The sequence below is a fragment of the Nocardia sp. GCM10030253 genome (genome assembly GCF_042675075.1).
GTDB lineage: Bacteria > Actinomycetota > Actinomycetes > Mycobacteriales > Mycobacteriaceae > Nocardia.
Window position 1 is genome coordinate 220,647 of the sequence record NZ_JBHTDL010000007.1, and the last position, 21,673, is coordinate 242,319.

The window sequence follows — 21,673 nt, forward strand, 5'->3', positions numbered from 1 at the left end:
TCATGTCGCTCATTCATGGCGGAGTGCGGTTCGTCCCGACCCGCGCCGGGATCATCAACCTGTGGGACTACCGCGATCAGGAATTCTGTTTCGCGGACGGCAGGTTGGTGCTGCGCGGCCCCAATGGTTCCGGCAAGACCAAGGCGCTCGAGGTGCTGTTCCCGTTCGTGCTCGACGGCAGGATCGAGCCACGCAGGCTCAATCCGTTCGCCGGTGAAGAGCGCACGATGAAGTCGAACCTGTTGTACCGCAAGCAGGAGTCGGCCTACTCCTATGTGTGGATGGAATTCGCGCGCGGCAGCTGGGACGACCCGGAGGTGGTGACCGTCGGCATCGGGATGCGGGCGACGCGCTCTTCCGACAAGGTCACCCGCTGGTACTTCGTCGCCGACGGCCGTGCGGGCGTGGACTTTTCACTCATCGGCCCGGACGACAGGCCGCTGACGCGCAAACAGCTTGCCGAGCAGATCGGCACCGACGCCATCGTGGATCGCCCTGTCGAATACCGCACCGCCATCGACGCGCGCATGTTCGGTCTCGGCACCCAGCGCTACGACCAGCTGATCAACCTGATCCTCACGCTGCGCCGCCCGCAGCTGGCCAAGAACCTGGACCCGCGCGGCCTTTCGCAGGCGCTGACCGACGGCCTGCGGCCGCTCGACGAGCAGCTGATCCTCGACGCGGCGCGGTCCTTCAGCGATATGGAAGAGGTCGGTCGCACCCTGGAGGGCTTGGTGCACGCCGACACCGCGACCAGGGCATTCGTCGGCGTGTACCGGAAATACCTTGCAGTACAGGCGAAAACGGATGTCGATCAGGTGCGCGCCCGCCTCGACGCGGTTACCCACGCGGGCACCGCCTTGTTCGCCGCGACTGCGCTGCGCGAGCGGCGCGAGAGCGAACGCACGGCCGCCGAGGCGCGTGCCGACGACGCCGATCGCTGCTACGAGCAGGCCCTCTCCGACCGGGAAACACTGCAGCGCTCCAGCGCCTACGAGGGCAAGCAGCAGCTCGACGATCTCGCCGATGCGGTGCGCAGGCTGGAAACTTCGGCCGGTGTGCACGGCGACAAGGCACTCAAGGCACGTCAAACCCTCGATCAGCGTGGCCAGGAGGCCGAACGCGCCAAAACAGCGGTGCGCAATGCGGCCGCCGCACTGGCCCGCGGCGAGGACGAGCTGCGCGCCGCGGCCGAGGAAGCCGGTATCAACTGGACCGCGCTACCCGAGCAGACTCGCGCCGACCAGCTGACGGCGGCGGTCCGTGGACAGGCCGAGGAACGCGACGCCGATGTGCGCGCGGTCCGCAAGGCGCTCGGTCTGATGGATTCCGCGTCCGCCGAGCGGACCAGGGCGGAGCGGCTCGCCGAACGAGCCATGGAACTGCGCGAATCGGCCGCGGCCGAGGTCGCGCATGCCGAGGCTGCCGTGGTGCTGGCTCGCACCGAGGCTTCAGGCGCGCTGCGTGGCTGGTGGGATGCGCATCGAGAGGTCTACTCCCCCATCGCGAAAGGTCTGTTCGAGGCTGTCGACGCCGCGCTGGCGCACGCGGGCACCGACGAGGCCGCGGGTATGTCCGAGGTGCTCGCCGAACACGCCGAACCACTACTGGAGGGGGTCCGCAACCGCCGCCAGGAGGCCCGGGCCACGGCGGCAGCGGCAGGCGAACGGATCATCGAACTCAGGTCCGAACGTGATCGTGTTGCTGCCCAACACGACGAGGCACCACCGGTTTTCGCCGCCCGCACCGGCAACCGTGCGAGCAGGCCCGGCGCACCCCTGTGGCGGCTGGTGCGCTTCGCCGATGATGTCACGCCCGCGGCGGCCGCGGGTATCGAGGCGGCGCTGCATGCCGCGGACCTGCTCGACAGCTGGGTCTGCGCCGAATCCGAACTGCCGTCCGACTACGACTCCGACCAATTTCTGGTTCCGCTGTCCGCCGACACCAGGCCCTCGGGTCGCACACTCGCCGATGTTCTTGTCGTAGAAGACGATTCCGATGAGCTCACGGTGCCCACGAAGGTCGTCGCCGAGGTACTCGCATCGATCGCGCTGCACGACGGCGATTCCGATCTCGGTGCGGGAGTGGCGGTCAGCACGACCGGCGGTTTCCGACAGGGCGTTCAGGTCGGCCGCCATCACAAGTCCGACGCCGAGTTCATCGGCGCCACCGCACGCGCCAAGCGTCGTGAGATCCGTATGACCGAACTGGCGGCGGCACTCGAGGCGGCCGAGGCAGTCCGGCAGCAGGCCGAGGACGAAGAGTCCGCGGCCGACGCCGAGCTCGCGCGAATCTCCGCCGCCGCGAAGGCACTGCCCCGCCCCACGACCGTAGCGGCCGCACTGCGCGCGGTCTCGGAGACCGCGGGCATGATGCGTTCCCGGTCCGAGGCAGTGCAACAAGCCGAACGCGACCTCGATCAGGCCGTCGCCGAGGTGTCGGCGGTCGAGAAGAAGCTGCGCGCCGTCGCGGTCGAGCACCGCACCCCGCGCGATGCCCGCGATATCGATGCGTTGGCCGCCGCCATCCGGCATTTCGAGAACACCGGAACGGGCCTGCTGCGCTTGCGCACCGATCACGAACGGGAACGCGAGCGGGAACGCGAGGGCGCCGACCGTTTCGACGAGGCCCGGGATCTCGCCGAAGCCTTCGCCGAGGAAGCCGAGGCCGCACAGGCCGGTTATCAGGAACAGTTGCGAAAGCTGGAGACGCTGCGGGCGGCGCTCGGCGCGGGCGCCGCCGATATCGACCGCGAACTCGAGCAAGCGCGGGAGAAGATCGAGGCGACCAGGGCCGAGCAGAAGGCCGCCCGCAAAGCCGCCAACGAGGCGATCGAAGCGGTCGGCGACGCCGAAGCCGCCTACCGGACCGCACACGAATCGCTCGGCACCGCGCTCACCGAGGTACTCGCCGACGTGAAAAGCCTTGCCCCGTACGCACAACCGGATCTGCTCACGTTGCTCGGCGCGCCCGCCGACAGCCGCTGGCCCAGCAGCGAGGCGGCCTGGTCGACGCCCGAACAGCTGCTGTACCGGATCGCCGCAGCAGGTCCGGAGGCCGAATCGCAGGTGCTGCCTGCGGAAGTCGCCGAGTTGTTCGAAAACCTCGCGGCGGCAACGGCTTCGGTGCGCGCGGGTGAGGCGGCCCGCAAATCCACCCGCAGTGCGGTCACCGCCGCGCTGCAGGAGTTCGATGCCGCGCTCGCCGGTTGCGGCCGTGACTACCGGCTGCAGTGGGACGCCGCCGACGGGCTTACCGTCGTCCAGGTCCAGGACGACCACGGCCTGTCCGCGCTCGCGGATTTCGCGACCCGCATCGACCGGGCCCGCCACGACCAGGAACTACTGCTCACCGATGCCGAACGCCGCATCCTCGAAGACGCGCTGCTGACCGGCCTCGCGCAGCAGATCTACGAACGCACCAGCGACGCTCGCGATCTCATCGCCCGCATGGGTGCGGAAATGAAACAGCGGCGGATGTCCTCGGGCAACACCATCGGCGTGCACTGGGTACTCGCCGACACCCTCTCGGATCCGGCGCGCGCAATGTGCAAGCTGCTCGATCGGGACTCCTCGTCACTGGTCGCCGAGGACCTCGCGGCGATCCGAGCCCACTTCGCCTCCGAAATCCGCACCGCCCGCGCCGCCCACCCGGAACGTTCGTATCCCGAGATCCTCGCCGCAACACTGGATTACCGAACCTGGCGGGTGTTCTCCTTCACCCTCATCTCCGCCGACGGCAGCGAAGACAAGCTCACTGTCGCCCGGCACAGCGCACTGTCCGGCGGCGAGCAGTCGGTGTCACTGCACCTGCCGTTGTTCGCCGCCGCCCACGTCATGCTCGACTCCGCCGACCCGCAAGCCCCGCGCCTGTTGGCGCTGGACGAAGCCTTCGCAGGCGTCGACGACAACGGCCGCAGCGAATTGCTCGGCCTGAGCGTGCAATTCGACCTCGACCTCTTCATGACCGGCTACGACCTGTGGATCACCTACACCCACGTCCCCGGCTGCGCCCACTACGACCTGGCCCACTCCGCCGCCGAAAACACCGTCAGCGCAACGCTGCTCGTATGGGACAGTGGTGACCTGCTCGCCGAACACGACGGCACCGACCTCACCACCGCCCTCGGCTCCCCCAGCCGCCGCCGCGTCCCGAACACCATCGAGGGCGGGCTCACTTTGCCGAATATGCCTGGTAGCGAGGCCGGTGTTGCGAGCTGATCCGACCTAGCTCGGCTGCTTCTACACGCGTGTGCCACAGCACTTCTCGCGCGATGCCAGGAGAGTTGGTCCCCCGACGGTTCGCACGCTGCCAGGCGTCGGCAAATGCGACGGTTCGGGCGGGCGGTGGAACACCGTAGGACATTGCCCACGCTCGGTCCGATCCGGCCCGGAAGCCTTCGGACACCGCGATTCCGTTCAACCCCTGTTCTCGCCGACTGGAGGATCGTTCGAGGGTCGGTGAGCGATCGCGGACGTTATTCTTTGAGCCTGGTCTGCCGCTGAGGAGGGATGGTGGCCAAGGTATTCATCAGTCATGCGAGTGTCGACCGGGAGTGGGCGGGCCGGATACGCGGCTGGCTGGTGGCCGACGGGCACGAGGTTTTCCTCGATCAGGATCCGGTCGGTGGGCTGGTGGTCGGCGAGGAGTGGGAGCAGCGGCTCTACGAACGGCTGCGGTGGGCCGATGCGGTGGTCTGCGTTGTCACCACCGACTACCTGAAGTCGGTCTGGTGCTTCGCCGAGATCGGGATCGCGAAAACGACCGGCAGCAGACTACTGCCGGTCCGGGTCACCAAGGGCGCGACGCATCCACTGCTCACGGCGATCCAGCAGGCCGACGCTATCGCGGATCCGGTGGTCGCGCGGGCGCGGCTGGCCGCTTCGTTGCGGGCCGTCGACGCGGGCGGCGGACTCGGCTGGCCCGATGACCGCTCGCCGTACCCGGGACTGCTGGCTTTCGACACCGATCAGCATCGTGTGTTCTTCGGGCGCCGCCGGGAAGCCGCGGAGATCGCGGAGCGGCTGCGCACACCGACCGCCCGAATGGGGCGCTCGGTGCTGCTGGTCGTCGGGCCGTCAGGATGCGGAAAGTCGTCGCTCGTGCGGGCCGGGGTCGTCCCTCTCATCGCTGACGAACCGTACTGGCTGCCGCTGGAGCCGATCGTGCCCGGCACCGATCCGCTCGGCGCACTGGTCCGGTCATTGGTGGTCGCCGGTCGGCGGGCCGGTCTGGACTGGCTGCCGTCGGCGGTGCGAAACCGGCTGGCCGAGGACGGCCTCGGCGCTGTCGCCGAGGACATCCTGCTCGCCACCGATACGCACACGCAACGCAAACTGCTGGTGGTGATCGATCAGTTCGAGGAACTGCTCCGCCGCACCACCCCGGACGATCGTGCCCAGTTCATCGAGTTGCTCACCCCCGCCGTCGGCGGGCAAGTTCAGGTGCTGGCCACACTACGGCTGGAGTTCCTGGATCAGGCAGTGGTGGATCCGGCGCTGTCGCCGCTGGCCATCCGCTCATATCCGTTGCTTCCCTTGCGAAGAGACGCGCTCCGCGACGTCATCGAGGAACCCGCACGGGTGGCCGGGCTCGGCGTCGACGACGACCTGGTCGCTGAACTGCTCGCCGACACCGACAGCGGTGAAGCGCTTCCGCTGCTCGCCTTCGCGCTGGAGCGACTGGCCGACGGACTGCACCGGGGTGACGTGCTGTCGCATCAGCGCTACCGCGAAACCGGTGGTGTGCGAGGCGCTTTGGTGGGGCGAGCCGACCTCGCGCTGGACGAGGCGCGCAACGCGACCGGTCGGTCGACCGACGAAATCATCGCCATGCTGCTGCGGCTGGTCACCGTTGACGAACGGGGTGTGCCGACCCGGGATCGGGTACCGCGCAGCGAACTGTCCGTCCAGGCCACCGCCGCCTTCGACGCGTTCGTCGCGCACCGCCTGTTGACCACCGACCAGGAGAGCGACCGGATCGTCATCTCGGTGGCACACGAAGCGTTCCTGCAGAACTGGCCGCCGCTGCAGGCCGCCATCGCGGAGCAGGCGAGCGCCCTGCGCGCGCGCCGTGCCGTCGAGAGCGGCGCGGCGGAATGGGATGAGGATGAGCGCTCCGTCAACCGGCTGTGGGAAGGCGGGCGCCTCGAAGCGGCGATGTCGGACACCGGGTCGCGGTTGCGGCCGATGTCGAAACCGCGCTGGCGTGGTTGGTCGCCGAGACTGCGGCGCATGGTCGCTGATCGGGTCGAAATCAGTTCCCGCGCACTGGAATTCCTGGAGCAGAGTTATCGGCGGGATCGGTTCCGGCGGCGCCGGGCGACGGTCGTGCTGTCCACGCTGTTGGCCGCCGCGCTGGTGGCCGCCGGTGTTGCCATCGTCCAGCAGCGTGCGGCCGTCCAGCAGCAGCACACGGCGGTCGCGCGACAGTTGATGGCACAAGCGGACAAACTGCTCGGTGTCGACCCACGGAGCGCGATACAGCTCGGGTTGGCGGCCGACAATATTCACCCGAGTGACGAGACTCGGCACTGGCTGGTGAACAGTCTGTCCACCACACGCTATATGGCGGCGTTGGACGGGCCGGCGGAAGAGGTGTCGCGCATAGCCTTCTCGCCGGACGAGCGACTGCTCGCGGTTGTGCATGACCAGGGAACTCTGGTGTTGTGGAACCTGGCGGATCCGGCGGGGCCACGCCGGGTGGGCGAGCCGATACGAGGCGTGAGTCCCCTTTCCGGCCTGGCCTTTACATCGGACAGCAGAACGTTGCTGGCCGGCGCAGGTGTGGATGAGGGCGTCATCGGTGTGGGCAAGCTGGCGGGCGTTCTCGAGTTGGAGTTCAGCGACCTGCAGCATCCCCGTGTCAGCAGGCATGCCATACCGAATGTGCCGGAGGATACGCATCTGATATTCGGGCCGGGTGCCGGGCTTGCCGTCACCACCGGTGCGAAGCAGCCGTTTCAGCTGTGGGATCTGGCCGACCCCGGGCGGCTACGTCAGGTCGGAACGTTGTCACCTCCTGGTGAGGTGTCGGAGTCCGTGGCGTTCTCACCGAACGGGCACCTGCTGGCGGTCGGCAGGTCCGGTGTGATCGCCCTGTGGGACGTGTCCGTGCCTGCCCAGCCCCGTCGAGTCGGCGAACTCGGCACGGAGCGACCGGCATTTCCCGATCGGTTGGCATTCTCGGCGGACGGGCGAACCCTGGCGGTCGGCAGATGGGCCGAAGGTGTTGCGCGGTGGGACATTTCCGATCCCACCCGGCCACATCCGATCGGCACTCCCATCATCGACGACAGCTGGGGCTATGACCTCGTTGCGTTCTCGCTGCAGGAATCAATTCTCATCACAGCCCCGAGCACCGGCAACCAGGTGTTCCTGTACGACTCGACGGATGCGGCCGAGCCGCGGCGCATAGATACGCTGATCGGTCAGCCGAGTCCCGCGACCACCCTCGCATCCTCGGGTGGACAGATTGCCGTCGGAGGCAACGACGGCCGCACCACGCTGTGGACATCCAGCCTGCGGGCCCAGCTGCGGTTGAGAACGCCGCCGCTCGTCGGAAGCATCGACGAGGTGGCCGGGCCTTGCGGCATTGCGAACATCGGCGACGTCGTCGCCGTAGGTGGAACCAACGGAAACGTCGATCTGTGGGATATATCGGCGCAGCGCGCTCCGACCCGGACCGCGACGTGGAATACCGAACATATCGACTTCATGAACGACAACAGAATCTCATGCCTCGCCTTGTCACCGGACGGAAGGACATTAGCCACCGGAAGCCCGGATCGAACTGTGTCGCTGTGGGACATCAGCGATCGGCGGCACCCCCGGCGACTGGGGCAACCGCTGACCGGCCTGGACGGGATAGTGCGCGCCATCGCCTTCGCGCCGGACGGAAAACGCCTTGCGGTGGGGAGTGACCGGAACACCTTGGTATGGGAGATCAAGACACCGAGCACACCGCGGCGACTCGGGCGGGGACTGTACGACGAGAATGTGAAGGGCCTGGCGTTCGCCGACGGCAACCGCCTGCTGGCCTTTTCCCTCACGGGCAAAGAGCTGAGGCTCTGGGACATCTCCGACGCAAACGCCCCCAAGCGGATAGCCAGCGTACCGGTCGGCGCCTATGCGAGCGCGGCCTACTCCGCCGCCGTCGATGTCCTGGTCACGATTGCCGATGACGAGACCGGACAGCTCTGGGACGTACGGGATCCCGCGCATCCCCGACGGGTTGGCGACACCCTGCGACCGAACGTCTCGAGGTTCACCGCTGCCTTCGATTCGACCGGGGGTCTGCTCGCAGCGCTAGGGGTAGACCGGGAAGGCCAGATCCTCCTGTGGGATGTCACCGATCGTGACCATCCCGTCCAGGTCGGCGAGCGGGTCGACACCAATTCCGAGGCGGTGTACGCGGCACAATTCAGCAGTGACTCGCGCCGCCTCGTAGCCGGGTACGATTCTGGCGTGACAAGGATCTGGGATCTCGGTCCACTGCACGACCTGCGGTCACGACCCGTTGAAACCGCTTGCGCCACTGTGGGATCCGGGCTCGACGAGGCAGGGTGGGGGAAGTACATCCAGGAGGTCCCGTATCGCCGGACTTGCCGGTGAGACAGTGGTCAACGCCGGGGCAATCGCAGCACCCGATCACCGTCGCTGTCGGTGACCAGGATGTTGTCGTCCGGATCGACCGCGATACCGCCGATCTCACCAAGATCGGTGAACGGCAATCGGATCGGTGTCGTCGAGGCGGCCGGAATCGTCCACAACCTGCCCTCGTAGGTCCATGAATCGTCCATGTCGCCCGGATTGTCGTGCCGGAGGTTGTCTGCCAGCAACAGATTTCCGCGATGGTCGAAAGCGATCGCGCTGATACCTCGGAGAGCGGGCACCGTCGTTTCGACGAATGCGGTCGCTCCCGTCCGGAGAATGAGAAGTCGATCGACCGAGTCGGGGCCACCGGCCGTGACGACCAGATCGCCGTTGTCGGACACCGCAATAGGTGCGCTGAGGTGCGCGACGGTCGAAACCACGACTTGGCTGTCCGAACCCGCGGAAAGTTTCACGACGCGGGAGTTGTCCGGGTCGGTGACGAACACGGAGCCCGTGTGGTCCACAGCCACCCCGGCGGCGATCGACCTCGAGGTCGACGCCGGATCCTGTTCGCCGAGCCCGGTGAACGGCAAAACGGACACCGCCGCCGTATCGGCGGCCACCCGAAACACCCGCCCGTTGGTATAGTCGCCGACGAACAGATCGCCCGTGGGACCGACCGCGACACCGTATGTGTGGGACAGACCAGGGATATTCACTCGTTCCGGCGTGAATCGCCCGGCGGGCAACTTCTGAATGTGCTCGTGCTCGGGCACATACACGTCGCCATTGCTCGCAACGGCGATCCCGTCCGGACTGAACACCGGCATCGGCAGGTCGACCTGCACCTCCCACCCGGCCAACGCGTCCCCGCTCTGATGGTGCCACGGCCACAGCCCCCACACCGCGGCCACGACCGCGACGGCCACCAATACGCCCACTGCCCACCGTCTCGTCGGCCGACGCCTCATGCGCTGATTATCGACCTACCGAGCAGCGCATCACCAGCACCGCCCGCCCGCAAGCCGCAGGGACAACATGGGGATGCCGGGGTCGACCCGGGCGAGCTGGGTCAGCGCAGGTCCGCGGGATTCACCGCCGCCGCCATGGCGCGGTAGCCCGCGTCGTTAGGGTGCAAATGGTCGCCGCTGTCGTAGACGGGATTCAGCCGGTCACGGTCGGCGGGATCGGCGAGCACGGTGTCGAAGTCGATGACCGCGTCGTATTCGCCGGAGGTGCGGATCCATTGGTTGACGGCGTCCCGCTCGGCCTCTCCTTCAGGCGGATACGGCGAACCCCGGTACGGCAGGATGGTCGCCCCGATGACGCGCAGTCCGCGTGAGCGGGCCTGGCGGATCAGGTCCCGGTGCCCGGCGATGAGTTGCCCGGCCGAGACCGGTACCGCCGGCTCGCCGATCTCCGGCGCGCCCGCGCTGAGCCCGATGTCGTTGATACCTTCGAGGATGATCACCGTGCCGACTCCGGGCTGGTCGAGTACGTCCTGGCGGAACCGTCGCAGCGCGGCGTCTCCGAGCCAGGAAGAATCCACGGTTACCCGGTTGCCGCCGATGCCCTGGTTCAGCACCGGTCGCGCAGTGCCCGCGGCGGCGAGCCGTTCGGCCAGTTCATCGGGGAATCGGTTGTCGGCGTTGAGCGTCGAGCCGACACCTTCGGTGATCGAGTCACCGAAGGCGACAACGCCCGCGCGACGCTGAACCACGTTCGTCACGTCGACTCCGGCCAGGTAATACCAGGACATGGTGGTCTCGGCGAAGGCGGCGGCGGTCGGGTCCGCGCGGTGATCGCCTGCGGCCCGGTAGGTGGTGGCGAATGCCTGCGCGTGCTGGGTCGCCGGACCTGTCGGCTCGGCGAAGTAAAGGGTGATTGTCACCGATTCGAGCGGCGCGAGTGGCAGAAGCACGGGATCGGTCGCCAGATCCGCCCCGGCCGCGACGCGGAACGACATGGCCAGATTCACCGTGAGATGGCGCAGGGTGTCCGGCTGGATGCTGCCGTCGGGACCGCTGCGGGCGATCGTCGCAGCGGTCACTGTCAGCGGCCGCGCGCCATATCGGTTGGTCAGACGGACGCGCGTGGCAGGCCCGCCGTCGCTGACCCGGACAACCTGCCGGAGTGTGTGATTCGCGAATCCGACCTCTGCCCAGTTCGGGGTGGCGGCCTTGCTGGGCAGGTGAGGCGAGGCGGCCCAGACCGCGGTCCAGCCGGCTGGCTGCGTCGAGGCGGGTCCGGCGTTCGCGGCGGTGACAGGTGACAGGAGTAGCAGCAGTATTACCAGGGCTCGAAGAGTACGCACAGCGAAATCCGTTCTAGCAGAAACCGAACGGGCCGGCCGTTCCCCGGCCCGCCCGCGTGGGGATATCGGAAGCGTTGCCGCTCAGCGCTCTTCGATATGCCGGGTGATATCGCCGGGGAAGGTCATCTCGCCATGCCGTGCGATCACACCCGTAGCCAGCGCGCCGTCCGCGTAATGCCAACCGCCGCTGCGGAACCAGTCAGAACTGCCCAGCACCGTCCGTGCGCTGCCCTTGGATCCGTTACCTTCGCTGGTCTTGCTGATCTCAGCGGTGTCCGTGGTTGTCATGACGTCGACGCTATGAGCGGTGAATGAGTAAGCCAATGGCCATCGCGCTCTCATCCATGTCTGCAACGCTCATTTTCCACCGACCGCCGACGATCACGGCGTTCTTCGTCAACCGAACAGAGCGATCACAACGGTAGCTCCCAACGCCACGATCGCGAGTATGACGGCCGTGGTTTGAAGGATGTTGTTCCGAGTGGCCAGAGCACTGGACTGCTCGGCCGCATTGATCGACTCCCGCAATCCGATGGCTTCACTGGTAGAGAGCCAATCGTCCACCATGCGCACGGATGTCTCGATGCCCAACTCCAGCCGTAACCGCTCGGCAAGCGTACGGGTAAAGCCCTGATTGATCATCGTGTGCTGGTCCAGCGCCAATTGGACGGTCATAAGACTGAGGCGCAAAGCCAGTACGTCGTGCGCGATGCGCTGGGCCGGCCTGCCGGCGAGCTGGTCAACGGATAACCGAGAGCGCGTTGCCATGAGTAACTGTCGAAGGTGAGCGCGACACGACAAGTAGTGCTGGACAAGTACAACCAGGTCTTCGAAGTACAAGTGAAGGCTGTCGCCGGTCGACCAGATTCGCTCACACACGATAAGTGTCGATTTCCGGCCGACCAGGAATAATTCGTCATGTCGGTAACCCAGGGCCTGGGATTCGACCAATTCGCGATGACGGTCCCCGTAGCTCGCGAACCACGGTGTCTCGTTGAAGATCCCCGCCAGCTCGGGTGACCTCAATACGGTGTCGAGAGGCACCTCTCGACCGCGTGCGTTCTTGAAGTGGCGCACCGCGATCAGTGCGTAGTCGAACATCGACGAATCCAGGGATTCGGCTTCGATCGAGGCGGCCGGCACAGTCGCCGCGCTTGGATCGTCGAGGAAATCCGAAACTGCCCTTGCATCGGGAAACAGGCCGAGCACGGTGTCCCGGAAGCGTCTTCGCGCCGAGTCGCGGTGGGAACCCAGCATTGCGATCAGCTCATCGGCAGAGCGATGCTCATCCAGGCGTGCCTCATAGGTACACGAGATGGTGCCGTCCCTCGCCAGCCGCACAACTTCTGTGCTGCCTGTCTTCAACAGTCCGGCTTGGCCTTGCCGGAACTCTCTGCCCCAGATCACCTTTCCCTGTAGCCCTCGGATTCGGACATTTCGCTCCTCGATCACCTCGGCTTCAGATCGCCAAACACCAGCCGGTTGACGAGCGCACCACCTGGCTAAATCCGGTGCGCGGTCCCGGCACATCGTGAGCTGAACGGGGTCATCGCCAGCGATCAAATCGGCGAGATCCATCGCACAAGTGATCGAAACGAGAACTTGCCCAGGAGTCAGTTGCCTTGGAAGCCAAGGGATCCCAGCATGGGGTGTTCGCACCTGCCCAGTGTGCAGGATAGATTCCGCATGTACTCCGGTAACGCACGCTCATCGGCATGTCCGCACATTCTGGTTTCAACCCTCCCTCAGCGCGGGAGGTCTTGGCGGACAACCGCTCAGCGGCGCGGGTTCCTTGTCGCCCGCCACTCCGGCCAACCTATCGGCACCGGTTCCGATTGCGGCACACACATCAGACACCGGCGCTCTGCACCGAATAGGGCAAATGCCCGATAGTTTCGTTGACGTGTCCTGCTAACCTTCGGTCCGGGTCGGGTGGATTGTGGGCTGCTGTGGCAGCAGGAGGAGAAGAGCGCGGATGATGCGGATGGATAGTCGGCTGCGTGCAGCGACGGGCGTGATGCTGGCCGTGGTGACGCCGCTGCTGATGATGACAGCGTGCACGACGAAAGAGTCCGACTCCGGTGCGCCGGCGTCGAGTACTGTGACCAGGACCTCGGTCACGATGACGATGACAGTGACGCCGACGAGTTCGAGTGCGGTGCAGGGGAATCCGGTTGGGCCGCAAGGGCAGGGTGGATCGCAGCCGGGGAACGGATCCGGGCAGCCCGCCGGCCAGCAGGCGGACGCGCCGAGCGTACCCGGCACGGACAACTGCGGCACGGAGGTCCACTGCGGCGCTCCCGGCACAGACAACTGCGGGACCGAGGTCCACTGTGGCACGGACAACTACGTGAAGTGCACGGACCAGATCGACTATACGGGCGATCCACGATCGAATGCCGAGATCAACACCCTCGGTGAGTGGAATCAGAAGTGCCCCGAGCCGATTCGGCCCACGACCACTACATCAGCAGCGACGGAACCGCCCGCGCCCACGACCACGACCACTGCGACCACATCAGCCGTGACGGAGGCGCCCGCGACCACGACCGCTGTGACCACTTCGTCCGCCCCCGCGCCGACGACCACCACACCGGCAAACTAACCCGCGATCGCCGAGCGCATAGCTCGAGTCGCTGATCCCGCACAATGGCTGTGGACCACGATGGTGACAGTTGGCCCGATGCCAGGTGCACAATCACCACACCACCGCACAGTTCGACCGACGCAGGCTACGTGCGCTGATCGGTCATTCTCCTGCGGAGCGATGTCTTGTCGCGCACCGCGCGGCAGCCCGAGCAGCGCACTGACGATCAGGCCGGTGGAGTCGAGCATGGCGGCCAAGATGTCCTGCAGCACCAGTCTTCCGTTGCACCAGAGGACGTTGCAGTTCGAGGGGTGTATGGGCCGACGCCGAGGAGGATCTGGGCGGTGCGTTCGGGGTCGATCCAGAAGGCGAGGTCGTCGAGGCTGCCGATGACGGGGCCGAAGTTGTCGCCGTAGCGGTAGGGGTCGCCGTAGGGCCCGGCGGGGAGATCGGAGACGGCCGCGACCACGCGGCGCTGTAAGGAGCTACCGCTCGCTCGCATCCGCCCGCAGCGGCGGACATGCCATACCGGGCAGGGTGGCGAGCTCGAAGTGCCACCACTCGTTCTCGTAGATCCGGCACAGGCCCCACCGGTTGCCGTTCGCCTGCAACCACTGCGCACCCCTGCGCGGCCCCACATCGATCGCCCGACCCGACACATGCGTCGACTCCGCGGGCGGCAGCACCCAACGCCGCGTTTCGTCCGGGCTGCCGTAGGTCTGCAACCCGTTCAGCCACAACTCCTCCTGCTGCTCCGGCGTGCGATACCCCGAGGTGATCGACAGATTCACGCCCTCGGCCTCGGCCTGTTCGTGCGCCATCGTGTAAGCCAACGCGAGCCCCGGTTCGAGCCCTTCGGTCCCGCTCGCCGACCCCGCCACCACCCGCTGATCGACCGGCGCGGCGGTCGCGGTCGGCATCGCCAACGCGGTGGCGACAAGCGCCGGGAACACCGTGATAGGTAGACCGAGCAGAATCTGATTCCTCCGCACTCCGCGCTTCAGCAACATGCGGGCGATACTACGGGCATCCAGCGGCAGTGCGCTCGAAGGCTCGATCCGGCGGCGGGAACATGGCTCGACAACCTACGCCCCGCGCAGTCACGAACCGGGCAACGAGTGACACAACGAAACACAGCAACACACCGGCGAATGAGGTGACAGCACGCTGTCCTCGGAACGCCGTTGTCCGGAATCCGCATCGGGCGTAAGGGGTTACCGGCAGGCAAGGCCGAATCGGCGTGTCCGCCAGCGTGTTATCCACAGGAATGATCGTTGTCCACAATCTATTCCAGTGTTGTGGATCACTGTGACTCAGTGCTGCTATCACCGATAGATCGCGGTCCCGACCAGCGGGTCCCGCACCGCGAATTCGTCGCACGACACGGTCGTGACGAGGCCGAACCCACCGCCCTGATCGTGTATCCACTGCCCGACGATCCCCATATCCCCCGAACCTTGCTGCACTGCAATTATTCCCGCGCCCGCACCGCCAACGGGCCCGACGCAGCCGCGGACGAGGTCACCGACGCACACGGCATCGGTGACCTCGTGTTCGCCGAACCAGCCGTTCACACCGATCGATTGTGCGGATCACGCGGTGCCGAACTCACCAAGAGCTCGCGCCGGATCGCCTCTGCGGCTTCACGATTCCGGACAATTCGCTCAATGATCTCGCTGCCGTGTTCACGAGCGTAGGCGACGGCGATCTTGATCTTGTGGGGCTGCAGATCCGATTGCTGGCTCAGCACCGCAATCCGGCGTTCCACCGGTCCGTCGAGTTCCTGCAGTCGCGCAACGACTTCCCACACGTCGGGCCCGGCCGCGAGTGCGGCCCGGCGGTCGGCTATGGGGCCACGGAAGACGATCCCGGGGTGATCGAGCTGGTCGAACCCCTCACGGATCAGGCGACTGAGCAATTCCTTCGAACTGGTTCCCTCGCGCGCGGCGCGTTCGGTCAACCGGCGGCTGGCTGATTCCGAGATACGAAACGACGTATTCATTGTCCTCCTCGACCTCCAGGGCACACCTGTGCGGGCGACGTACTCGATTAAGAGTGCCCGCTGCGACGGCAAACGCCACCCCGGCGATCGGGGTGACATTGCAATGTCCGCATGGATGCCCTTGTGGCGGTCAGACCGCCCAGTTCAGACGCGTTCTTTGGACCGCGTCCGCACTCGCAGGGCGATGGGCTTCTGCGTTTCGGCGAAGAAATCGTTGCCCTTGTCGTCGACCACGATGAACGCAGGAAAATCCTCGACCTCGATCTTCCAGACCGCTTCCATACCAAGTTCTTCGTACTCGAGCACCTCGACGGATTTGATGCAGTCCAGCGCCAGTCGCGCGGCCGGTCCGCCGATGGAACCGAGGTAGAAGCCGCCGTGCTCGTTGCACGCCTTGGTCACCTGGGCCGAACGATTGCCCTTGGCCAGCATGACGAACGAGCCGCCGGCAGCCTGGAACTGGTCGACATAGGAGTCCATGCGGCCCGCGGTCGTCGGACCGAAGGAGCCCGACGCGTAGCCCTCGGGAGTCTTCGCCGGGCCCGCGTAGTAGACGGCCATGTCACGCAGGTACTGCGGCATCGGCTCGCCCGCGTCGAGGCGCTCTTTGATCTTGGCGTGTGCGATATCGCGCGCGACCACCAGCGGGCCGGTCAGCGAAAGCCGGGTCTTCACCGGGTATTTCGACAGTTCCGCGCGGATCTCCGACATCGGCCGGTTCAGATCGATCTTGACCACGTCGCCGCCGAGAATGGAATCGGTCTGCTCGGGCAGGTAGTGCGCGGGCTCGCGCTCGAGCTGCTCCAGGAACACACCCTCCGGAGTGATCTTGGCAAGGGCCTGCCGGTCGGCCGAGCAGGAGACCGCGATCGCCACCGGGCAGCTGGCGCCGTGCCTGGGCAGGCGCACCACGCGCACATCGTGGCAGAAGTACTTGCCGCCGAATTGCGCACCGATGCCGAAGTCCTGGGTGAGCTTGAAAACCTCTTCTTCGAGCTCCAGATCACGGAAGGCATGCGCCGCGAGAGAACCCTCGGTCGGCAGGTTGTCCAGGTAGTGCGCCGAGGCGTATTTCGCTGTCTTCAAAGCGAATTCGGCGCTGGTGCCGCCGATGACCACCGCGAGGTGGTAGGGCGGGCAGGCCGCGGTCCCGAGCGAGCGGATCTTCTCGTCAAGGAACTCCAGCATGCGCTCGGGGTTCAAGACCGCCTTGGTCTCCTGGTACAGAAACGACTTGTTCGCCGAGCCGCCGCCCTTGGCCATGAACAGGAACTTGTAGGACGGATGCGCGGTATCGCCCTTGGTGGAGTACAACTCGATCTGTGCGGGCAGGTTTGTCCCGGTGTTCTTCTCGTCCCACATGGTGATGGGCGCGAGCTGCGAGTAGCGCAGGTTCAGCTTGGTGTAGGCGTCGAACACGCCACGGCTGATCCATTCGGCGTCGTCCACGCCGGTCAGCACGCCTTCGGACTTCTTGCCCATCACGATCGCGGTGCCGGTGTCCTGGCACATCGGCAGGATGCCGCCCGCGGAGATGTTCACGTTCTTGAGCAGGTCCAACGCGACGAAGCGGTCGTTGCCGCTCGACTCCGGGTCATCGATGATCTTGCGCAGTTGCGATAGGTGCGCGGGCCGCAGGTAGTGGCTGATGTCGTGCATCGCCTCGGCGGTGAGCAGCCGCAGCGCCTCGGGCTCGACCTGCAGAAATGTCCGGCCGTTGACTTCGAAGGTATTGACGCCCTCGGTGGTGATCAACCGGTAGGGGGTGTCGTCGGCGCCGATCGGCAGCAGATCTGAATAGCGGAAATCCGGCGCGGTCACGGGTCGCACTCCTTCGGGCTGGCCTGCGGCTGGAAGGCAGCCACGGCTGGTCATGAGCACAGGAAGCCTATCCACCACACGCCAGGCGACCACCGCTTAGGCAATCCTAATTGTGGACATTGCCCAATAAGGTTGCACGTTCAACCCAGTGGTGCTACCTCTCAGTTCTGACAAGTTGTCAGCGGGCCGACTGGCGCGCAACAATTTATATGACACGTCAGAGTTTGGAGCGCTATCGTGACCGATCCCCACTGGCTCGATGACGTCGAAATGCGTGCGTGGCTCGGCTTCGTACGCACCCGCGACCTCATCGCCGCGGCGGTCGGGCGCGACTCGTCCCGCGAGTCGAACCTCACCTACGTCGAATACTCGGTCCTGGCCTACCTGGCCAGTTCGCCGGATCACCGCCTGACCTTCGCCGACCTGGCCGCCAAGCTGGAGTGGTCGCAGAGCAGGCTCTCCCACCAGATCACCCGGATGGAGAAGCGCGGCCTTGTCGCCAGGGAACCGATCCCCGACGACGCCCGCCGCACCGCCGCCCGACTGACCCCGCGCGGCACCGATGTCCTATCGACCGCCGCACCCGCCCACGTCGACAGTGTGCGCAGACACATGGTCGACGTCCTGGATCGAGAGCAACTAGCCGCGCTCGCGGATATTTACGACACCCTGCTCGCCCACCACCGCAAGGCGGCGACTCCGGACTGACCCCGAAGTCGGCCAAGCGAAGCGAGGCGCCTATCCACCGACAACCGCCTCCGTAGCCGGGCGAGCCGGAACGTCGACGGGGCGCGCGGGTATCCCGAGCGCACGCTCGAAGCCCTCCGGCACGATTACGTCCGAGCGGTCGAGTTCGCGCACCGACGTCTTACGCAGGCCGAGCAGCGCCGAATCGATGCCGCCACGCAAGATATCGAGCACATTCTCTACGCCGGCCTGGCCGTTGGCGGCGAGGCCCCACAGATAGGCGCGGCCGATCATGACTGCTCGGGCACCGAGCGCGACCGCCTTCACCACATCGCTGCCGCGGCGGATACCGCCGTCGAGGACCACATCGATCTGCGAGCCGACGGCCTCGGCCACCACCGGTAGCGCGCGAATCGCGGCCGGGGTGCCGTCGAGATTGTTGCCACCGTGATTCGACACGGAGATGGCGGCCACGCCCGAGTCGACCGCGCGCAGCGCGTCATCCACCCGCATCACGCCCTTGAGCATCACCGGACCCGCCCACTGTTCGCAGATCCACTGCACGTCGGCCCAATCCGGCGCGGGGGTGCCCATCCACTCGCCGTACGCGCCGAAGAAGCCGGGCGCAGGTCCGTCGCCGATGGCCATGTTCGGGGCGGTGAGGTCGGGGATGTGGCCCGACTTCAGGTAGGTGCTCAGCCAGCGCGGCTTGATCAGGGTCTGCGGCGCGAAACGCAGCATGGCTCGCAGATCGAGTTTCTCCGGGATCACCGGGCTGCCCCAGTCGCGGCCGTGCGAGAACGACCAGTCCAGCGTGAGGATCAGGCCGACAGCGCCCGCCGCCTGGGCCCGCTCCATCCGCTGCTGGATCTCGTCTTTGCCGCCGCACCAGTAGAGCTGGAAAAACGTCGCCGGGTTGGCCGCGATCACCTCTTCGATGGGTTTGCTGGCGAAGGAGCTGAGCCCCATCGCGATCCCGCGCGCCGCCGCGGCACGGGCGACGGCCACCTCACCATCGGGATGCACGGCCTGCACACCGGTCGGCGAAATCAGCACTGGCATCGAAAGCTGTTGTCCCAGTACTGTTGTCGACTGGTCGCGGTCACCGATCGGGCCCGCGACATGCGGCGCGAAGCCGAGCTCGGTGAAGGCCTGCTGGTTCTCCTCGATGGTCTGGCCACGTTCGGATCCGGCGATCAGCGCGCCGTACACGGATTTCGGTAGTCGTTTCTTTGCGCGCCGCTGCGCCTCGGCGACTGTTTCGAACCACGGGTTCATGTTCCGGTCCTTTCCCGGGAAGCTACCGGCCACCAGAGCCGGCTTTGGTCGTGCAGATCGGTAGTCAGCTGCGCGAGCAGCGCGGCGCCCTCGTCCGCGGTCGCGCCCGCCGGGTCGCCGAGTACGCCGTTGGCGCTCACCGCGCGGACTCCCCCGGCGCGCATGAGCGGCAGGATCTCCGACAGCGGCCGGGTATCGCCCGCGGCCGCGCGCTGAGCGCGGACCCGGCCCGGTTGTAGCGCCAGTTGAATCGAGGTCTCCGAGCGTCCCGCGTGCGGATCGCCCCGATAGCGGGGCATAAACATGCGCACGTCACGGGATTCGGCGCGCAATAGCGCGCAGGCATTGCGCAGCGGCTCCAGGTTGCCGCCGTGCCCACTGACCAGCAGGATGCGGTCGAAGGTGTCGGTGGCCGAACGGCACAGCTCCACAATCAGCAACTCCAGCGCGGCCTGCCCGATCGACATGGTGCCGGGGAAGCCCGCGTGCTCACCGCTCGAGCCATACGGAATCGCCGGGGCGACGAGCACATCCGACCGCAGCGCGGCCAACCGTGCGGACAGTGCCACCGCGATGTCGGTGTCCGTGGACAGTGGCAGATGCGGACCGTGCTGTTCGGTGGCGCCCACCGGCACGGCCAGAATCACCCCCGCGGCGGCCCGCTCGCCCACCTCGGGCCACGTGAGATCCGCCGCGCCGACATTCTCGGCCGCGGCACTATCAAACATGTCGCGAGATTATCGTCAGTCACTGACATAATCAATAGCCGTGACACCTCCGACGCGCGGCCGCCCCAGAGGCACCACCAAGCGCGAACTCGAACTGATCGCGATGCGCCTGTTCACCGAACAAGGCTTCGACGAGACGACAGTCGAGCAGATCGCCGCGGCCGCGGGCATCAGCGGACGCACCTTCTTCCGCTACTTCCCCACCAAAGCGGAGGTGCTCTGGTACCAATTCGACGACGAGGTCGCCGCGCTGCGCGAAGCTTTCGCCACGATGCCCGACGAGGTGCCGATGATGACCGCGGTGCGCCGAGTTGTGGTGAACGCCAACCGCTATCGTGCCGAGGACGTCGCCGAGCTGCGCACCCGCATGCAGCTGGTCGGCGCCGTCCCCGCGCTCGCCGCCACCGCGGGCGCGCACTACGACGCCTGGGAGCGCGCGGTCAGCGCCTTCGCCGCGCAGCGGCTCGGTGAGCCGGAGGACGCCCTGCTCCCCCTCGCCGTCGGCCGCACCACCCTCGCCGCCGCGCGCGCCGCCTTCGACGCCTGGCTCGCCAGGGCGGACGCGGATCTGACGGTATATCTCGACGAGGCGCTGGCGGGTCTGGCCCGCGGATTCGCGCCGACGCCGTCCAACTCGGTGGACGACCGGCAGGTTTCGCCAGCAACTCCCATGGGGTATGACTAGGCTCGGTAGCGGCTCGCAGCCGAACGTACGATCAATCCCGACCCACCCGTCGAAAGGGGCTGGAGTTTCCATGTCCGAGGTGTCCATGAGCCTTTCGGCGGATTCCCTGCCCGTAGGACCGGTCGACAACCTGCTTCCGCAGCTGGTCGAACACCTGCGGCAGAACCGCACCGCGCTGCGTGAGGAGTGGGCACGTCGTATTACCGATGCCCAGCTGCTGACCGCAATGACCCCCGAGGAGATCTTCTCCGAGGCGACCTCCGTCTACGACAACTACGTCGAGGTGCTCGAGACCGGTAGCGTCGAGGCGCTGCAGGCCTATGCGCGCGATCTGTCCGAGCGCATCATTCCGAGAGGAGTCGAGACCGACGAGGTCCTCGGCATCGTGCTGCTGCTGCGCGACGTGCTGGCCCGCTCGCTGTTCGAGAAGTACCAGGCCGACTTCGAGCTACTCAATGCCGTCCTCGACGCCTACGAACCGGCCGCGAACCGCATCGCGAGCACCGTGGCCATCTCGTTCGTGCAGGAGCGAGAGCGCGTTATCCGGCAGCAGCAGGAAGCCATTCGCGAGCTGTCGACCCCGGTGTTGCAGGTCCGTGAGCAGCTGCTCATCCTGCCGATCATCGGTGTGCTCGACAGCCAGCGCGCCCGCCAGCTCACCGAGCAGCTGCTGCGGGCGATCCGCGCCAACCGCGCCAAGGTCGTCGTCATCGACATCACCGGTGTGCCCGCGATCGACTCCACGGTGGCCAACCACCTCGTGCAGACCGTCGACGCGTCGGGCCTGATGGGCGCGAATGTGATCATCACCGGTCTGTCCTCGGAGATCGCGCTGACGCTGGTCACGATCGGGCTGGATCTGTCCAAGATGAATGCGGTCGGCGACCTGCAGGGCGGCATCGAAGAAGCCGAACGTTTGCTGGGCTATGAGGTGACCCGCGTGACGGATCGGCCCATCGAACGCGACGGACGCTGAT

At 66.5% G+C, this 21,673-nt stretch carries 17 protein-coding genes; 5 read left to right on the plus strand and 12 right to left on the minus strand.

Translation table 11 applies throughout. The features are described 5' to 3' along the window. The first annotated feature begins 2 nt into the window (after nt 1–2). Nucleotides 3–4,220, plus strand: coding sequence for a TIGR02680 family protein (locus tag ACFQZZ_RS17060; protein ID WP_378681056.1), 4,218 nt, complete (start codon nt 3–5; stop codon nt 4,218–4,220). 291 nt (nt 4,221–4,511) lie between these two features. Beyond that, complete coding sequence (locus tag ACFQZZ_RS17065; RefSeq protein ID WP_378681059.1) at nt 4,512–8,612, plus strand: TIR domain-containing protein; 4,101 nt, start codon at nt 4,512–4,514, stop codon at nt 8,610–8,612. Nucleotides 8,613–8,620: 8 nt separating this feature from the next. Here the strand turns inward: ACFQZZ_RS17065 and ACFQZZ_RS17070 are convergent, their stop codons facing one another. From ACFQZZ_RS17070 to ACFQZZ_RS17115, 10 genes are all read right to left on the minus strand, one after another. Further along, nucleotides 8,621–9,565 carry a hypothetical protein gene (locus ACFQZZ_RS17070; protein ID WP_378681062.1) on the minus strand — a complete coding sequence of 315 codons (945 nt, stop codon included), beginning with the start codon at nt 9,563–9,565 and terminating at the stop codon, nt 8,621–8,623. Nucleotides 9,566–9,666: 101 nt separating this feature from the next. Further along, nucleotides 9,667–10,908 carry an SGNH/GDSL hydrolase family protein gene (locus ACFQZZ_RS17075; RefSeq protein WP_378681065.1) on the minus strand — a complete coding sequence of 414 codons (1,242 nt, stop codon included), beginning with the start codon at nt 10,906–10,908 and terminating at the stop codon, nt 9,667–9,669. Nucleotides 10,909–10,989: 81 nt separating this feature from the next. Next, nucleotides 10,990–11,196, minus strand: a complete 207-nt coding sequence (locus ACFQZZ_RS17080) for a hypothetical protein (RefSeq protein WP_378681068.1) — start codon at nt 11,194–11,196, stop codon at nt 10,990–10,992. Between the two features lie 108 nt (nt 11,197–11,304). After that, entirely contained in the window at nt 11,305–12,486 is a 1,182-nt protein-coding gene (locus ACFQZZ_RS17085; RefSeq protein ID WP_378681071.1) for a hypothetical protein, read from the minus strand. A gap of 333 nt (nt 12,487–12,819) precedes the next feature. Then, nucleotides 12,820–13,254, minus strand: a complete 435-nt coding sequence (locus tag ACFQZZ_RS17090; RefSeq protein WP_378681074.1) for a hypothetical protein — start codon at nt 13,252–13,254, stop codon at nt 12,820–12,822. Between the two features lie 81 nt (nt 13,255–13,335). Continuing rightward, nucleotides 13,336–13,500: a hypothetical protein gene (locus ACFQZZ_RS17095; protein WP_378681077.1), complete on the minus strand. Its 165-nt coding sequence runs from the start codon at nt 13,498–13,500 to the stop codon at nt 13,336–13,338. 480 nt (nt 13,501–13,980) lie between these two features. Beyond that, entirely contained in the window at nt 13,981–14,415 is a 435-nt protein-coding gene (locus ACFQZZ_RS17100) for a M15 family metallopeptidase (protein ID WP_378681852.1), read from the minus strand. Nucleotides 14,416–14,820: 405 nt separating this feature from the next. Then, nucleotides 14,821–15,069 carry a hypothetical protein gene (locus tag ACFQZZ_RS17105; RefSeq protein ID WP_378681080.1) on the minus strand — a complete coding sequence of 83 codons (249 nt, stop codon included), beginning with the start codon at nt 15,067–15,069 and terminating at the stop codon, nt 14,821–14,823. Further along, nucleotides 15,066–15,497 carry a hypothetical protein gene (locus ACFQZZ_RS17110; RefSeq protein WP_378681083.1) on the minus strand — a complete coding sequence of 144 codons (432 nt, stop codon included), beginning with the start codon at nt 15,495–15,497 and terminating at the stop codon, nt 15,066–15,068. The genes ACFQZZ_RS17105 and ACFQZZ_RS17110 overlap by 4 nt, the downstream gene beginning before the upstream one ends. Nucleotides 15,498–15,641: 144 nt before the next feature. Continuing rightward, nucleotides 15,642–17,372, minus strand: coding sequence for a fumarate hydratase (locus ACFQZZ_RS17115; protein ID WP_378681086.1), 1,731 nt, complete (start codon nt 17,370–17,372; stop codon nt 15,642–15,644). A 183-nt stretch (nt 17,373–17,555) separates the two neighbouring features. On the opposite strand from ACFQZZ_RS17115, the gene ACFQZZ_RS17120 reads away from it, so the two are divergent. After that, nucleotides 17,556–18,026 (plus strand): MarR family winged helix-turn-helix transcriptional regulator, encoded by a 471-nt coding sequence (locus tag ACFQZZ_RS17120; RefSeq protein ID WP_378681089.1) that lies wholly within the window; start codon nt 17,556–17,558, stop codon nt 18,024–18,026. A 30-nt stretch (nt 18,027–18,056) separates the two neighbouring features. On the opposite strand, the gene mftD is transcribed toward ACFQZZ_RS17120, so the two are convergent. Beyond that, on the minus strand, nt 18,057–19,283 hold the full coding sequence (gene mftD, locus ACFQZZ_RS17125; protein ID WP_378681092.1) for a pre-mycofactocin synthase MftD: 1,227 nt from the start codon (nt 19,281–19,283) through the stop codon (nt 18,057–18,059). After that, nucleotides 19,280–20,011 (minus strand): mycofactocin biosynthesis peptidyl-dipeptidase MftE, encoded by a 732-nt coding sequence (gene mftE, locus ACFQZZ_RS17130; RefSeq protein ID WP_378681095.1) that lies wholly within the window; start codon nt 20,009–20,011, stop codon nt 19,280–19,282. Before mftE ends, mftD begins: the two co-directional genes overlap by 4 nt. 40 nt (nt 20,012–20,051) lie before the next feature. Here mftE and mftR point away from each other — a divergent pair, with 40 nt between their 5' ends. Both mftR and ACFQZZ_RS17140 read left to right on the plus strand, forming a co-directional pair. After that, nucleotides 20,052–20,696: a mycofactocin system transcriptional regulator gene (gene mftR / locus ACFQZZ_RS17135; RefSeq protein ID WP_378681098.1), complete on the plus strand. Its 645-nt coding sequence runs from the start codon at nt 20,052–20,054 to the stop codon at nt 20,694–20,696. A 70-nt stretch (nt 20,697–20,766) separates the two neighbouring features. After that, nucleotides 20,767–21,672 carry an STAS domain-containing protein gene (locus ACFQZZ_RS17140; RefSeq protein WP_378681101.1) on the plus strand — a complete coding sequence of 302 codons (906 nt, stop codon included), beginning with the start codon at nt 20,767–20,769 and terminating at the stop codon, nt 21,670–21,672. The last annotated feature ends 1 nt before the right edge of the window (nt 21,673 follow it).

Bases quoted from the DNA above. Each gene is read 5' to 3' on its own strand.
- ACFQZZ_RS17060 (WP_378681056.1), top strand. From the start codon at position 3: ATGTCGCTCATTCATGGCGGAGTGCGGTTCGTCCCGACCCGCGCCGGG.
- ACFQZZ_RS17065 (WP_378681059.1), top strand. From the start codon at position 4,512: ATGGTGGCCAAGGTATTCATCAGTCATGCGAGTGTCGACCGGGAGTGG.
- ACFQZZ_RS17070 (WP_378681062.1), bottom strand. From the start codon at position 9,565: ATGAGGCGTCGGCCGACGAGACGGTGGGCAGTGGGCGTATTGGTGGCC.
- ACFQZZ_RS17080 (WP_378681068.1), bottom strand. From the start codon at position 11,196: ATGACAACCACGGACACCGCTGAGATCAGCAAGACCAGCGAAGGTAAC.
- ACFQZZ_RS17085 (WP_378681071.1), bottom strand. From the start codon at position 12,486: ATGGATCTCGCCGATTTGATCGCTGGCGATGACCCCGTTCAGCTCACG.
- ACFQZZ_RS17100 (WP_378681852.1), bottom strand. From the start codon at position 14,415: ATGCCGACCGCGACCGCCGCGCCGGTCGATCAGCGGGTGGTGGCGGGG.
- ACFQZZ_RS17110 (WP_378681083.1), bottom strand. From the start codon at position 15,497: ATGAATACGTCGTTTCGTATCTCGGAATCAGCCAGCCGCCGGTTGACC.
- ACFQZZ_RS17115 (WP_378681086.1), bottom strand. From the start codon at position 17,372: ATGACCAGCCGTGGCTGCCTTCCAGCCGCAGGCCAGCCCGAAGGAGTG.
- mftD (WP_378681092.1), bottom strand. From the start codon at position 19,283: ATGAACCCGTGGTTCGAAACAGTCGCCGAGGCGCAGCGGCGCGCAAAG.
- mftE (WP_378681095.1), bottom strand. From the start codon at position 20,011: ATGTTTGATAGTGCCGCGGCCGAGAATGTCGGCGCGGCGGATCTCACG.
- ACFQZZ_RS17140 (WP_378681101.1), top strand. From the start codon at position 20,767: ATGTCCGAGGTGTCCATGAGCCTTTCGGCGGATTCCCTGCCCGTAGGA.